This is a genomic window from Kribbella sp. NPDC051770, from assembly GCF_040681455.1.
Classification (GTDB): Bacteria; Actinomycetota; Actinomycetes; order Propionibacteriales; family Kribbellaceae; genus Kribbella.
Genome location: NZ_JBFAYT010000011.1, coordinates 168,529 through 182,743 on the forward strand (window position 1 = coordinate 168,529; position 14,215 = coordinate 182,743).

Sequence of the window (14,215 nt, forward strand, 5' to 3'; positions counted from 1 at the left end):
CGGGGCGTCACGGAAGCTCGTAGATCAGCGCGTCCGGTGTCGCGTAGCGCAGCGTCGCCAGCGTGTTGAGGTTCTGGGAGACGGCGGTCTGGGTCGGGTCGGCGTACAGCCAGCGGACGCCGTACTTGGTGCGCAGCAGCCGCAGGTTGTCCCGGGTCGGCGACGTGAAGGCCACGTCGTTGTCCTCGAGCTTCTGCTCGTCCCAGAACGGCAGGCCGTTCGGGCTCTTGCCGGTCGCGGCGACCAGGTCGTTGATGGTGTTGGTGTAGCCCCAGCCCTCGACCAGGACGTGCCGCTCGGACAGCGCGCTGATCCAGAAGTGCCGGACGTCGCAGCCGGAGGCGTTCTTCATCGCGCAGTGCGCGTTGGTCGCCACCAGGTCGCTGGGGGAGGTGTGGTCGCGCAGCCAGTGCGCGGCGTCGGTCTGGGTCTGCGTCGGGCCCAGCGGGTACTTGTCGGTCAGCGGCTGCAGCGTGACCTCGCGGTAGTTCAGCATCGTCTGCACCGGCAGCAGCAGGCCTGCTCCCATCCCGGCCAGCACGAACGCTGCCATCGCGATCCGGCTCGGCCGCCCACGCCGTTTGGCCAGCTTCCACAGCCCGGTGACCAGACCGGCCGCCAGCAGCAGGAAGAGCAGCGTCCACAGCCAGGGCGCGACCAGTCCGTCCAGCGTCCCGTCGGGACGGCGGAACGGCTTGCCCTCACCCGGGTTGGCCCGAGTGATCTCCCGAGCCAGGTACGTCGCTCCCGCGCCACCCAACACCGACGCCAGTACGGCGATACCGGAGCGCCGGTCGGCGAACCAGAACACCAGCATCCAGGCACCGGCCGCAGCCAGCGCAGCGATCACCGGTACGGCGGTCCGGTGGAAGTACATCTGGCTGGTCCCCGGCTGGTCGGTCAGCACCATCCCGCCGAAACCCGCGATCGCGATGCCGACCAGGAAGATCATCCCGGGGTCGCGGAACCAGCGGGCCGTCGTACCGGCCAGGACGAGCAGGCCGGCCGAGCCGAGCAGCAGCGACAGGCAGACGATGATGCCGCTGGTCCACATCGCGCCGTGGTCGTACTCACCCCAGCCGACCTCCTTGGCGGTCAGCGGGTAGGTACCGATCTTGGCGAAGGTGATCCACGGCCGGACCGCCAGGCCCGAGGAGTGGTTGCCGAACACGACCACGATCGCGGCCAGGAAGACCGCGCTGAGCACCCCGATCAGCACCAGCGCGCCGACCGCGAAGCGGCGGTAGAAGATCCGGATGAACAGCGCCAGGCCGAGCCCGCAGATGATCAGCGGCAGCACGGTCGCCTTGGAGCCCGAGGCCGCGACTCCGATCAGCACGAACAGCACGTACGTCCCCGGCCCGCTGCGGCCGCGGAGCAGGTCGACGCCGAGCAGGGCCATCAGGACGATCAGCCCGCCGCCGAGGTTCTGCGTGGGCGAGCCCCAGACGTAGTTGGTCAGGCCCTCGGCCGGCAGCGTCACGTTCGGGTAGGCGTTGACCGTGCCGCCGATGCCGGCCACGGCGATGGCCAGCGGACCGGCCCAGCGCGAGCCCGGAGCGATCCGGTCGGTCAGCGCGAAGATCAGCGCGCACCCGGCGAGCAGCAGCGGGATCCAGCCGATCGTGTAGACGAGGTCGGTCAGGTCCACACCGGTCGCCCAGGCAGTGGCGGCGGTGAACTGGTGCCAGAAGTAGTGGTAGTCCATCTTCTCGCCCTGCAGGTACGGCGCCTGCAGGGGGAAGTCGTACTTCGCACTGGCGGACAGGGCCTGGTGGAAGGCCATGTCCGGTGAGTTGGAGCGGGCGTCGGCGTACGGGGCGGGGACCAGGTTCCGGTAGCGACCAGTGGCGTAGATCGGCAGTGCACAGGCCGCAGCGACCAGCCAGGCGGTCAGTGGGTGCACTGGTCGCTCCACCCGGCTCAGGCAGCGCCTGCGCCACGACGGTACGGCGACTGCCGCCACGAACACCGGCACGATCCAGAGCCAGGCCCACTGCTGCAGGCCCAGCGGCGCGACAGCCATGTAGACCAGCAGCAGCACGGAGACGCCGACCAGTGAGCCGGCGGCGAAGTCCTCGATCAGGTTGTGCCGGAACGGGCTGGCCAGTCGCCAGAGGATGGTCCCGGGCACAGTGATGCCGAGAACCCAGAAGCGAAGCAGCCGGACGATGCTGTCACCGGTCGAGTGCCCGGCCATCAGCCAGATCAGCAGCCAGGCCAGCGCGACCCCGGCGGCCAGCTTCACAACGACGCTCAGCACAGTGCGCCACGGGAGGGTCTTCTGCTCCTGACGCGGCGAGGCACCGAGCGAGCTGGGCGCTCCGAGCGTCATCGTTGGCACGAAGGAAGATTAGCGGCCCGCTAGCCTCACAGGAGGAGGTGCCGATGCCGACCGCCGTACCTGTGCTCTCTGTCGTCGTACCGATGTACGACGAGCAGGAGGTGCTGCCGATCTTCTTCGAGCGGATGCGCCCGCTGCTGGACGGGCTGGGGATCAGCTACGAGGTAGTGGTCGTCGACGACGGCAGCCGGGACGCCACGGCCGCGCTGCTGATCGAGGCGGTCAAGACCTGGCCGCAGCTGCGCCTGGTCCGGCTGCTGCGCAACTCCGGGCACCAGGCCGCCCTGTCGGCCGGCTTCCGCCGGGCCCGCGGCGAGTACCTGGTGAGCATCGACGCCGACCTGCAGGACCCGCCCGAGGTGATCGCCGAGCTGCTGGCCGCTGCTCGCGACCAGGACGTCGACGTCGTGTACGGCGTCCGCTCCGACCGCTCCAGCGACACCTGGGCCAAACGGACCACCGCCCGGATGTACTACCGGCTGATGTGCCGCCTGGTCGGCCGGGAGATCCCGTTCGACGCCGGCGACTTCCGGCTGGTCTCGCGGCGCGTGGTGGACGCGGTGAACGCGCTGCCGGAGGACGGCCGGGTGTTCCGGCTGGTGATCCCGTGGCTGGGCTTCCCGAGCACCGAGGTCCGCTACGTCCGCGCCGAGCGGGCAGCCGGCGTCACCAAGTACAACCTGCGCAAGATGCTCGGGCTGGCGTTCGACAGCGTCACGGCGTTCTCCGCGGCACCGCTGCGGCTGGCCACCTGGCTGGGTCTGTTCGGCGGGTTGCTGTCGATCGCGTTCGTCGTCGGCGCGCTGGTCATCAAGGTCTCCGGCCGGAGCATCCCCGGCTGGACCTCGACCGTGCTGGCGGTGGCGGTGATCGGCGCGATCCAGCTGCTCTGCCTCGGTCTGCTGGGCGAGTACGTGGCCCGTCTGTTCCAGTCCAGCCAGAAGCGCCCGCAGTTCCTGATCGGCTACGACAGCCTGGAAGATCCCGGTCACCACACGTACGCCGAGGCACTCGAATCCAGCGAGCCAGAGCAGCGGTAGGCTCCGTCACCATGCCCGACCCGATCCCCTTCTCCAAGGCCTACCTGGTGGGCGACGAGCTCGCCTACGTGAACCAGGCCTTCTCCTCGGCCGCGGTCGTCGGCGACGGGCCGTTCACGGCCCGCGCGACGGAGCTGGTCACCAAGCTGACCGGCGGGCTCGGGTCCCTGCTGACCACCTCGTGCACGCACGCGCTGGAGATGACCGCGCTGCTGCTCGACCTGGCCCCCGGCGACGAGGTGATCATGCCCTCGTTCACCTTCGTCTCGACGGCCAACGCCTACGCGCTGCGTGGCGCCGTACCGGTGTTCGTCGACGTCCGCCCGGACACCCTGAACCTGGACGAGACCCAGGTCGAGGCGGCCGTGACCGGCCGGACCAAGGCGATCGTCGTCGTGCACTACGCCGGCGTCGCGGTGGCGATGGACGAGATCAACGCGATCGCGGCCCGGCACGGCCTGGTCGTGATCGAGGACAACGCGCACGGCCTGGGCGGCACCTACAAGGGCCGCCCGCTCGGCTCGCTCGGGCTGATGGCGACGCAGTCGTTCCACGGCACCAAGAACGTGCACTGCGGCGAGGGCGGCGCGCTGGTCGTCAACGACGTCGACCTGCTGCACCGGGCCGAGATCATCCGCGAGAAGGGCACCAACCGGAGCGCCTTCTTCCGCGGCCAGGTGGACAAGTACCGCTGGGTCGACATCGGCTCCAGCTACCTGCCGGCCGATCCGCTGGCCGCGTTCCTGACCGCCCAGCTGGAGCGGTTCGACCAGATCCAGGCCCCGCGCTACGCGATTTGGGACCGGTACGCCGCGGAGCTGGCGGACTGGACCGCCGCGCACGGCATCGGCGTACCGACGGTTCCGGAGGAGTGCGTGCACCCGGCGCACATGTACTACCTGCTGATGCCGACCCACGAGCACCAGCTGGGCCTGATCGCGCACCTGCGCGAGCGCAACATCACCGCGCCGTTCCACTACGTCCCGCTGCACTCGGCCCCGGCCGGCGAGCGCTACGGCCGGGTCGGCCCGGGCGGCTGCGCGGTCACCGACCGGATCAGCGGCCAGCTGGTCCGGCTCCCGCTGTTCAGTCAGCTGACCGAGGAGGAGCAGACCCGAGTGATCGACGCGCTGCTCTCCTACCCCCTCTGAGATGGGCTGGTACGACGCGCTGGAGGCCGGTGAGCTGACCAGCAGCCCCTCGGAGTACGAGTCGAAGCGCTTCGGCGTCTCCGTCGACCGGGTCTCGGTCTCCGCCTCCGCCGGTACGCCGCTGGAGGAGGTGCTGACCGCGGTCGACAAGTCCACGGCCGACGTCGTCGTCCTGCGCTACCCGGCCCGCGAGGTCTCCTGGTTCGCAGCGCTCGCCACCGGACGCCGTACGGCGATCCTGGCGGACTCACTCGTCTACTGGTCGCTCCCGGTCGGCAAGGGCCGCCGCCCGGCGCCGCTGGCCGGCTTCGCCGCCGGGCTGGAGTCGGCGATCGACGACGAGCTGGTGGACGACCTGGTCGGGGACATCTTCGGCGACTACGGGAACCACTACTGCGCCAACCCGCTGTTCGACCGGGCGCTGGCGCTGGCCGGCTACCAGGAGTGGGCGCGGCGGAGCATCGCAGCCGAAGGTGCCGTCGTACTGCGCGGTCCGGACCGCCGCGTGCTGGCGCTGGCGACAGTGGACCAGCAGGCGTCCTGGACCGAGATCGAGCTCGCGGGCGTCGTACCGGCCGAGCAGGGGCGTGGCCGCTACGCGCACCTGCTCGCCGCGGTCGAGGACTCGAGCACCGCGCGCCGGCTGGTGATCTCCACGCAGGGTCACAACACCGGGGTGCAGAGGGCCTGGGCACGTTACGGTTTCGAGCCGGTTCACACCCTGCTGACCGTGCATCTGGTGAACGAAAAGCAAAGACTCTGACAAGATCCCCGGTGGCTCCACAGACCGTCCGGGCGACTACGCAGCGGTGCTAACATGACCGCGATGGATCACTGGTCGCCGCCCGGACCTTGGTTGCTCCGGCGCCGCGCGCCCAGGCAGCATCGGGTCAGGCGGTAGTGCCGACATCGATGTCGACCGACCGCCGACCGAGCCGAGGAGATTTGCCGTTGTGACGCCGCGGCTGAGTGTCGTTGTGCCCTTCTACAACGTCCGCGACTACATCGGGGACTGCCTCGACTCGATCGCGCGACAGACCTGGACCGACTTCGAGGCGATCCTGGTCGACGACGGATCCCCCGACGACAGCGCCGCGATCGCGCAGGACTTCTGCGACCGCGACCCCCGGTTCCGGATCGTCGCGCAGGAGAACCAGGGCCTCGGCCCGGCCCGCAACACCGGCGTCCGGCACGCCGACGGCGAGTACATCACCTTCGTCGACAGCGACGACCTGGTCACCCGGCACGGTTTCGAGAAGCTGATCCGCACCCTGGACAGCAGCGGCTCGTCGTTCGCCGGCGGCAACGCGCGGCGGTTCAACAACAGCTCCGGCGTCCGGCCGTCCTGGATCCACCGGCTGCCGTTCGCCAAGGACCGGATCGCCACCCACGTGATCGAGACCCCGGACCTGATCCTGGACCGGATGGCCTGGAACAAGGTCTACCGGCGGTCGTTCTGGGACGAGTACGGCTACGAGTTCCCCGCGATCCGCTACGAGGACTACCCGGTGACGCTGAAGGCGCACCTGGACGCGGTCACCGTGGACGCCCTCGCCGTACCGGTCTACTACTGGCGCGAGCGCGAGTCCGGCGAGTCGATCACCCAGCAGAAGTTCCAGCTGGGCAACATGGAGGACCGGGTCCGCTCGGCCGAGATGGTGATGGACCTGATCGAGACCGGTGACACGCTGCGTGAGGTCCGCCGCCGCGTGCACGCGCACTTCACCCAGATCGACATGCTGACGCTGATGATGGCGTTCGGCGCCGCCCCGGCCGAGGAGGAGCAGAACCTGCTCAAGCTCGCCCGGCGGCTGATGGACCGGCTCGACGACTCGGTCCTGGCCCGCGCCCACAGCTACGACCGGATCCAGCACTCGGCGCTCGCCGCCGGCGACGTCGACCTGCTCCGCCGGCTGGCCCACTTCCGCAACGACGGCGGTCTGCGCGGCGGCGCCCGGGCGCTGTCCCGGCCGGGCCGCCCGTGGCAGTTCGAGCACAACTACCCCGGCGTACAGGACCAGAGCGCTTCGGTCTCGAAGGAGCTCTACCGGCTGCCGATGAAGGACCTGACGCTGGCCACCAGCGTCCGCGAGGTCAGCTGGCTCGACGACGGCTCACTGTCGGTCAAGGGCACGGCCGAGATCCGGCACCTGGAGACCAAGACGTCGTCCAGCCTGCGGGTCGCGCTGGTCGTCGGCGGTGCCGAGACTCCGCTCGCCGTACGCCGGTACGACGCGACCGACACGCACGGCGACCCGGCGCTGGTCGGCTTCGAGGTCCGCCTCGACAAGGCGCTGCTCGGCAAGCTCAAGGGCACCGGCGCCCCGGCGCACTTCATGGTCCGGCTGAAGTCGGGCCGGCTGCGCCGGCACGGCAAGCTCCGCGGCCAGCGCCCCGGCAGCCCGGGCTGGCCGCCGGGTGCCTGGATCAGCAGCACCAGCTGGGTCCAGCCCGGCCCCGGTGCCGACGGTGCCTTCGTGCTGCGCCGCATGGTCGACCCGACCCGCCTCACCGCCGTCAGCCAGACCGCTGACGCGCTGATCCTGCAGGGCCGCGTGCCGGCCGACCTGGAGGAGCCGAAGCTCCAGGTGACCCGGCCGCTGGCCGGCAAGGACCAGGAGCTGCCGCTGACCTTCAGCGGTGACGGCCGCGACTTCAGCGTCCGGATCCCGGTCCGGCCGATCATCGAGGACACCAACCCCGACGACCCGTTCACCCAGCGCACCACCTGGGCGTTCCGGCTGGTCGGCAAGGACGACGAGAAGCTGCTGCTGTGGACCGGTGAGCCGCAGGCCGTGCACCACCTGGCCGACGGCCGGATGGTCAGCCTGACCCGCTCCACCGGCGGCTACGTCAACCTGCACGAGGCCCCGCTCCGGCTGCCCGCCGAGCACGCCAACATCGTTGCTGGCAGCAACGGTCTGGAACTGCGCATCGACGGCCCGGAGCTGGCCGGCGACGGCTACACCTTCTCCTGGCGGCGCTACCTGGACGACTCCGACGACCACGCCGACGTGACCTGCCGGCTGGAGATCGCCGGCGGCCGCTGGACGGCGAGCGCCGACCTGACCGACCTGATCCCGGCCGACGCGGTGGTCAACTCCACGGACCCGCTGGCCAGCCTGGCCGACTGGATCCTGTTCGCGACCGCCCCGGACGGCGCCGAGCACGCGGTGCAGTGCGAGCCGTTCCTGTCCGCCCGGCTCCCGGTCGAGGTCGAGCAGGCCGGTCACACCGCCGCGCTGCGCCCGCACGCCGGCACACTCCACCTCGAGGTCCGCTGATGCATCACCACAACCACTACTACGGCCAGGCCCACATCCTGGCCCGGTACGCCGGACTCGACGACGAGTACCCGCCCCGCCTGCGCGGCTACCTCCAGCACGGCTGGAACATCGCCGACGGCTGGAACCCGGTGCACGAGTTCTACGACGGCGCCTGGCGCTACACCTGGAGCGACGGCCCGCGCCGCCGCGGTCATGCCCTCGGCCGCCGCAACTACGCCAGCATCGGCGCCCCGTTCCTGTACCTGCAGGAGCTGGAGCCCGAGCTCGGCGCCGTACCGGAGGAAGAGCGCGAAGGCACCCTGTGGTTCCTCTTCCACGGCTGGGAGGGCGGCAAGATCCAGGGCGACCACAAGCGCCTGATCGACGAGATCCGGGAGACCGAGCCGGGCCCGGTCACCTTCAGCCTGTACTACACCGAGTACGACCGGCCCGAGGTGCGCAAGTCGTACGAGGACGCCGGGTTCCGGGTGGTCTCGTTCGGCCGCCGCGGGTTCTCCTACGAGGGCACCGACCCGAAGTTCCTCTACAAGCAGCTCGCCGAGCTCCGCAAGCACAAGCGGGTGGCGGCCAACCGGCTGTCGACCGCGATCTTCTACGGGATCGCCGCCGGCTGCGACGCGGCCGTGTACGGCGACCCGATGGAGATGGAGGGCGAGAACCCCCTCTTCGGCGGGCAGAGCCGGATCGCGCGGCTGTGGCCTGAGATGCTCGGCAAGGAGCTGGACATGGACGCCGCCCGGGCGACCACCGACCTGGAACTGGGCGTGCCGTGGATGATGCCCCCCGCGGAACTGCGGATGTTGTTCGATTGGAGAGAGCGTGTCTGACAACCAGCTGGCCGTCGAGGTCGTCCGCGGTGAGATGCAGCCGTGGAGCGACTACTCCGGCAAGCGGGGGGCTGTCCAGGGGCCGGCGCTGCGCGCGCTGCTCACGGACGTCCTGCCCGACGGGGCACGCACGCTGATCGTCGGCCCGCACGGCGCCGACCTGGTCGAGGCGGTCGTCGCCAAGGCCTCCGAGGCGACGCTGCTGGTCCGCTCGGTCTCCGACGCCGGTGAGCTCGCCGAGCGGTTCGCCGCAGGCGCCGGCCAGGGAGCCGGTGCCGGCCTGCAGGTCGTCGCCGGAGCCCTCGACGGACTCGCCGAGGCGGGGCGCCCGGCGTACGACGTGGTCGTCGCTGCCGACGGTCTGGACCGGGTGATCGGCTACGACAGCCCCGACCTGACCTGGTCGCAGCGGCTCGACGCGCTCGCCGCCGTCTGCGCGCCGGACGCCGTCGTCGTGCTGGGCCTGGAGAACGAGTTCTCCCTGACCAACCTGCTCGACCGCCGCCCGGCCGACCAGCGCCACGGCGACGACGAGTGGCGCCCGCTGCACGACGACCCGACGCGCCCGGTCTCCACCGCCCAGCTGCTCGCCGAGCTGGACCGAGTCGGCCTGACCGGCGCGACGACGTACGCGACCTTCTCGGTCGGCGAGACCCCGCACGCGCTGCTGTCCGACGAGGTCGCAGCCGCGGCTCGCCCGGGGCAGCTCCCCACCCGCCTGGCGGTCGAGGCCCTGGAGGCGGCGTCCACGGTCGTCCCGCTGCTGGCGCCGATCGCCGAGTCGGCCGAGGCTGCTGCTCGCGCTGGCCTGCTGGCCTCCACCCCCACGGGCTGGCTGGCCGTCCGCGGCGGCGCTGCGCCGCACGCGGTCTACAGCCAGACCACTGGCCACCCGGCCGTGCTGACGGCGGACGCCGAGGGTGAGAACTGGAAACTGGTTGTTGCCGGGGACGATGTCGAAGCCCAAGGTGCTTTGGCTTTTGACTCTTCTGTAGTTCCTTCGACTGTTTCCGGTGGGGTTTCGGTTGAGACTCTGCTGTTCCGCCTGGCAGCAGCCGAAGACGTCCCAGGCTTCCGCGACCTCGCCGGTCGCCTCGGCGACTGGGCGCGTTCGCAGGCCTCCCGCGTGCTCCCGCGCTGGGACGACGTGGTGGTCGACGGCGACAGCTTCGCCTTCGGCGCCTCCGCGTGGGTGACGGTCGCCGAGGAGTCCGAGCAGGACCGCCTCGCGGCCGCCTGGTCCCGGTTCCACGACCGCCTGATCGGCGCGCACCGCCGGCACCCGTACCCGCCGTGGATGGTCGGCGACGACCTGGTCTCGGCCTGGCTCGCGATGTCCGGCATCGACGCCCCGGCGCAGACCCCGGCGACGACCCCGGACACCCCGTCGGTCTCCGTCGCCCAGGTTGCCCGCGGCAAGGAGCTGGCGGCCGCCCTGGCCACCGCGCTCGGCGTACCGGCGGACGGTTCGCAGACGCCCGACGTACGGACCGTGCTGGCCGACGCCGACCGCGCCGCCCAGGAGATCCACGAGCTGAAGGGCCAGATCTTCGGCCTGGAGCGCACCCTCGGCTTCCGCGACAAGGCCCTGAAGACCCGCGAGACCCGGCTGCGCGAGATGCGCACCCAGGTCCAGAAGGCCAACTCCGAGCGCGCCAAGCTGAAGAACTCCAAGGCGTACTCCGCGGTGAAGCTGATCCGTCAGGCCGCGCAGATCCGCAACCCGCGCAAGTTCGCCGGCAAGGTCAAGCGCCGGATGAAGCGCCAGCTCCGCAACAAGATCGGCTAGCCGGCAGTGGCCGGTCTCCCCGCTGCGGGGAGGCCGGCTTTGCTGTTTCTACGCGCGGCGTGCGATCAGGAGCTGGTGCGTGTCCGGCCAGTCGACCGGATCGCCGTCCGGTGTGGTGAGCGAGGCGACCGGCGCGATGCGGTTGGTGATCACCCAGTCGTTACGCCACGCCTTCGAGGCGGGATCGACCGTGAAGCCGGCGGTTTCGGCGATCCTCGTCCAGTCGGCGAAGGTCAGGCCGCAGAACTGTTCGTGGGTCTCGGAGAGCCAGTTGTCGACGTAGTCCTTGCGGGTCAGGAAGTCCATCGCGTCGGCCAGGCGGAGTACCGGGTTGTCGCCTTGCAGCGTGTAGGCGAACGGCACTCGGGCGTTGCGTCGGAAGTCCTGGGCGAACTGGAAGAACCGCGCCCGGGTGGACAGCCGCTTCACGTTGGCCGCGGGGTCCTCCAGCGACTCCAGCTCTGTCGGCGCTGAGTTCACCCCGTCCGAGTCGTCCAGAGCCAGTACGACGGGCCGATCGGGCTCCGCCGGGCCGCAGACGTCGGAGTTGATCCAGACGCCGCCCGGCGCGGTGTGGGCGAACAAGCGGTCGACGAAGTGCTGCACGGTCGCCGCGCGGGAGCCGTCGGCGTACGACCAGATCTCGTGGGTCAGCGCGAGGGTGAGCGTGCTGTCGATCGAGCGCGGCGGGAAGACGGCCGCGCCGAGCATGTTGCGCTGGTAGAAGTAGATGTTCGGGTTGTGGAAGAAGCCCTGCTCCTTCTTGTGCACGCACTCGGCGTACAGGTGCCGGGCGACCTCGACGCCGATCAGGTCGGACTCGTGGAAGCGCGGGTCGGCGTCGGCGAGCTGCAGGGTCGCGCCGGTCGCGCAACCGATGTCGAGGATCCGGCCGGGGCGGACGAAGTCCTTGATCTGCGCCCATTTCCGGTCCGCGGCGGTCTCGAACGCGTCGGCGTACGTCTTGTAGTCGCGGGTCGTGGTCAGCCCGCCGTCGTCGCCGACCACCGGGTCGTTGACGCAGCGCCGGACCTGCGCGTCCAGCCGGTACCGGTCGAAGACGTCGACCGTCGCCGGGTGCGCCAGCTCGCGCCACTCGTCGTTGCCTGAGGCAATCATCAGCAGCACGTCCCACGGCCGCGCAGTGCCGTCGGGCTCGACGCCGATCACCTGGTGGCCGAGGCGCTCGTACAGCTTCGCGACCTCCGGTGTCGAGCAGGCGACCACCGTGTTCTCCGGCGTCAGCCGCACGGTGTCGTCGGTACCGGCCTCGATCGCCTTCACCGTCACCTCGGCGAAGTCGTCGGTCGGCGGGGTGTCGACGACGCCGACCACCAGTGAGCGCAGCCCGGTCGCCACGCTGAACCGCTCGATCGCGGCCTCGCGGCGGTCGAACGGAATCGGGTTCCGCTTGGTGGTGTGGTGGTTCGCCGACGTCACCGCCCAGACGACCGTCGTACCGGCCGGGGCCTGCGCGCGCAGGAACTCGGCCTGGAAGCGGGTCAGGACGTGGTGCCGGCCCGGGAACAGCAGGTACACGGGATCAGTCGGTCTCGGTGGTGATGTCCGGGTGCGCGTCGGTGTCGGTGCGCTCCCGGATCACGTACGTCGGCCGGCCCATCGAGCCGGAGTGCAGGCGGCCGACGTACTCGCCGAGGACGCCGAGGGCGAGCATCTGGGCGCCGGAGAACAGCGCCACCATCGACGCGATGGTGGTGAACCCGGCGACCGTGGTCGCGCCGACGGCGTACTTGTAGATGATCACGCCGAACAGGCCGACGCCGAAGACCGCGCAGATGAAGCCCAGGTAGCCGACCAGCCGCAGCGGCTCGGTGGAGTAGCCGGTGATCAGCGTCAGGGCGTGCTTCATCAGCATCCAGGTGGTGTAGTTCGACCGGCCCTCGGCCCGGTCCTCCATCCGCACCGTGGTCTGCGCGATCCGGGTGGTGGACCACGACAGCGCGACGTCGACCGACGCGTGCGGGCCGTCGAGCCCGTCGAACCCGTCCCGCAGGAAGGTCCGGAAGGCCCGGAACGCGCTGATCGACTTCGCGTTCTGCACCGACAGCGTCGAGGCCATCGCGGCCTTCACCAGGCGCGACGAGAAGGACCGGACGACGCCGTGCTCCTCCTCCTTCGGTACGCCGTACACGAGGTCGATGTCGTCGGTCAGCGCGGCCAGCAGGACCGGGACCTGGTCGGCCGGGTGCTGCAGGTCGTCGTCCATCGTGACGACCACCTCGTACTGCGCGCTGCGGACGCCGGCGATGATCGCGTTGTGCTGCCCGTAGTTGCGGGCCAGGCGCAGCGCGCGGGTCTCCGGGTACTTGTTCGCGAGCTCGCTGGCGACCTGCCAGGTGTCGTCCGGGCTGCCGTCGACGACGAGCACGATCTCGAACCCGGTGGTCGCCTCCGGCAGCACGTGCGACAGGTCCTCGACAAGGCGCGGAAGGGTCTTGGCGGACCGATAACATGGCACGACGACGGAGACGAGCACTGCTTGCCCTTCTGAAGGTGAGGAGGCGGGGCGTCCGCCGCTGTGATTATCCCACTGCTGAGAGGCACGATCATTTCTGTCGCGCAACTGCCGGCCAAACTCCTGCGCGACCACCGCGTCCGCTACCTGATCGTCGGCGCCGGCACGAACGTCCTGTACTTCGGCCTGTTCTGGCTCGGCTGGCACCTCCTCGAGGGCCGCTTGCCGTACCTGGTGGTCACCGCCCTGGCCAACTTCACCACCGCGCTGATCATGTACCCGGCGTACCGCACCTTCGTCTTCGGCTCTCAGACCGGCTGGCTCCGCGGTTTCGCCAAGTTCTACACCGTCTACCTCTTCGGCCTGGCCTGCTCCCTGATCGGCATGCCCCTCCTGATCGAGCTCCTCCACACCCCGGTCCTCCTCGCCCAGGGCCTGGTCATCCTCCTGGTCCCGGTAGCGAGCTACCTCCTCCACCGCTTCTGGACCTTCCGCGACGTGTCCCACACCCCAGTTGATGCGTAGGTCCGCGCGAAGGTTGTCGTCAGCACTGGCTCTGCTGGCGTTGGTGGGCTGTACGCCGCACACCGAGGCGCCGGCCGCGTTGAGCACCCCACAGGCGACCGCTCCGCTGCCGACCGCTCCCATCACTCCGACGGCTACCAGCACCGTCTCGGTCGACGGCTCGCCAGCGACGTTCCGCTACACGAAGGACCAGTTGGTGCGCGTGGTGCCGCCCACCTACCGCGGGCGGGCGATGGATCGGTTCACGTACCTGATCGAGCTGGAGAGCTACTCGTGGCGCGACGACTTCTTCGCGGGGCAGCCGGTCAAGCCGGAGTCCTGCCGGGTCGCGGTACGTTCGGCCGGTCGCGTGTACAACAGGATCGACGGGTTCCGCACGGACACTCCGGCCGTGATGGGCTCGGTGACTCTGCCGACACCTGCCGGGGACGGTGTAGCGAACGTGCGCGTGTACGAGCTGACCGGCGCGGAGGCTGTCCGGTACCAGCGGCAGGTGCTGCAGCCCGCGCCCGAGTGCCGGGAGTTCACCGTGGGCGCCTCCGGGCGGGGCTCCATCGTCGAGCGTCCGCTGCCGGAGTTCGGCTCCACGTCCCGGTACGTCGTACGCACGTACCCGCGGAGTGGACACGTCTGGATCGAGCGCACGCTGCAGTTGCAGACCACGCGGACGGCGGTCGAGCTGCGGGTCTTCAGCACCGACAACTCCGAGCAACAGTTCCTGGCGTTCGCCCGCCAGGTCCGCGCCAGCGCGGTCCGCGAACTCCGCTGAACGCAAA

Annotated in this window: 11 protein-coding genes; 8 read left to right on the forward strand and 3 right to left on the reverse strand. The window is 70.3% G+C overall.

Going from position 1 to position 14,215, the window contains the following annotated elements; translation table 11 throughout:
- Positions 1-7: 7 nt before the first annotated feature.
- The gene (locus AB0M01_RS31135) at positions 8-2,335 is read right to left on the reverse strand and encodes a hypothetical protein (RefSeq protein ID WP_363676009.1); all 2,328 of its coding nucleotides are present in this window, start codon (positions 2,333-2,335) and stop codon (positions 8-10) included.
- 53 nt (positions 2,336-2,388) lie between these two features.
- On the opposite strand from AB0M01_RS31135, the gene AB0M01_RS31140 reads away from it, so the two are divergent.
- The 6 genes from AB0M01_RS31140 (at position 2,389) to AB0M01_RS31165 (ending at position 10,438) form a co-directional block, all read left to right on the forward strand.
- Entirely contained in the window at positions 2,389-3,384 is a 996-nt protein-coding gene (locus AB0M01_RS31140; protein WP_363675813.1) for a glycosyltransferase family 2 protein, read from the forward strand.
- A gap of 11 nt (positions 3,385-3,395) precedes the next feature.
- Entirely contained in the window at positions 3,396-4,535 is a 1,140-nt protein-coding gene (rffA, locus tag AB0M01_RS31145; protein WP_363675815.1) for a dTDP-4-amino-4,6-dideoxygalactose transaminase, read from the forward strand.
- A 1-nt stretch (position 4,536) separates the two neighbouring features.
- A complete protein-coding gene (locus AB0M01_RS31150; protein WP_363675817.1) occupies positions 4,537-5,298 on the forward strand; it encodes an N-acetyltransferase in 762 nt (253 codons plus the stop codon).
- Positions 5,299-5,488: 190 nt separating this feature from the next.
- The gene (locus AB0M01_RS31155) at positions 5,489-7,819 is read left to right on the forward strand and encodes a glycosyltransferase (RefSeq protein ID WP_363675819.1); all 2,331 of its coding nucleotides are present in this window, start codon (positions 5,489-5,491) and stop codon (positions 7,817-7,819) included.
- The gene (locus AB0M01_RS31160; RefSeq protein WP_363675821.1) at positions 7,819-8,649 is read left to right on the forward strand and encodes a hypothetical protein; all 831 of its coding nucleotides are present in this window, start codon (positions 7,819-7,821) and stop codon (positions 8,647-8,649) included. Before AB0M01_RS31155 ends, AB0M01_RS31160 begins: the two co-directional genes overlap by 1 nt.
- On the forward strand, positions 8,642-10,438 hold the full coding sequence (locus tag AB0M01_RS31165; protein ID WP_363675823.1) for a hypothetical protein: 1,797 nt from the start codon (positions 8,642-8,644) through the stop codon (positions 10,436-10,438). Before AB0M01_RS31160 ends, AB0M01_RS31165 begins: the two co-directional genes overlap by 8 nt.
- A 48-nt stretch (positions 10,439-10,486) precedes the next feature.
- Here the strand turns inward: AB0M01_RS31165 and AB0M01_RS31170 are convergent, their stop codons facing one another.
- Positions 10,487-11,977, reverse strand: a complete 1,491-nt coding sequence (locus tag AB0M01_RS31170) for a class I SAM-dependent methyltransferase (protein ID WP_363675824.1) — start codon at positions 11,975-11,977, stop codon at positions 10,487-10,489.
- A 4-nt stretch (positions 11,978-11,981) separates the two neighbouring features.
- Entirely contained in the window at positions 11,982-12,935 is a 954-nt protein-coding gene (locus AB0M01_RS31175) for a glycosyltransferase family 2 protein (RefSeq protein WP_363675826.1), read from the reverse strand.
- Between the two features lie 42 nt (positions 12,936-12,977).
- On the opposite strand from AB0M01_RS31175, the gene AB0M01_RS31180 reads away from it, so the two are divergent.
- Together AB0M01_RS31180 and AB0M01_RS31185 are read left to right on the forward strand one after the other, a co-directional pair.
- Positions 12,978-13,439, forward strand: a complete 462-nt coding sequence (locus tag AB0M01_RS31180; protein ID WP_363675828.1) for a GtrA family protein — start codon at positions 12,978-12,980, stop codon at positions 13,437-13,439.
- On the forward strand, positions 13,432-14,208 hold the full coding sequence (locus AB0M01_RS31185) for a hypothetical protein (protein WP_363675830.1): 777 nt from the start codon (positions 13,432-13,434) through the stop codon (positions 14,206-14,208). Before AB0M01_RS31180 ends, AB0M01_RS31185 begins: the two co-directional genes overlap by 8 nt.
- Positions 14,209-14,215: the final 7 nt, after the last annotated feature.

What these genes read in the sequence shown, in the direction of transcription:
- AB0M01_RS31140 (WP_363675813.1), top strand. Translation starts at nt 2,389, where the DNA reads ATGCCGACCGCCGTACCTGTGCTCTCTGTCGTCGTACCGATGTACGAC.
- AB0M01_RS31160 (WP_363675821.1), top strand. Translation starts at nt 7,819, where the DNA reads ATGCATCACCACAACCACTACTACGGCCAGGCCCACATCCTGGCCCGG.
- AB0M01_RS31185 (WP_363675830.1), top strand. Translation starts at nt 13,432, where the DNA reads ATGCGTAGGTCCGCGCGAAGGTTGTCGTCAGCACTGGCTCTGCTGGCG.
- AB0M01_RS31135 (WP_363676009.1), bottom strand. Translation starts at nt 2,335, where the DNA reads ATGACGCTCGGAGCGCCCAGCTCGCTCGGTGCCTCGCCGCGTCAGGAG.
- AB0M01_RS31150 (WP_363675817.1), top strand. Translation starts at nt 4,537, where the DNA reads ATGGGCTGGTACGACGCGCTGGAGGCCGGTGAGCTGACCAGCAGCCCC.
- rffA (WP_363675815.1), top strand. Translation starts at nt 3,396, where the DNA reads ATGCCCGACCCGATCCCCTTCTCCAAGGCCTACCTGGTGGGCGACGAG.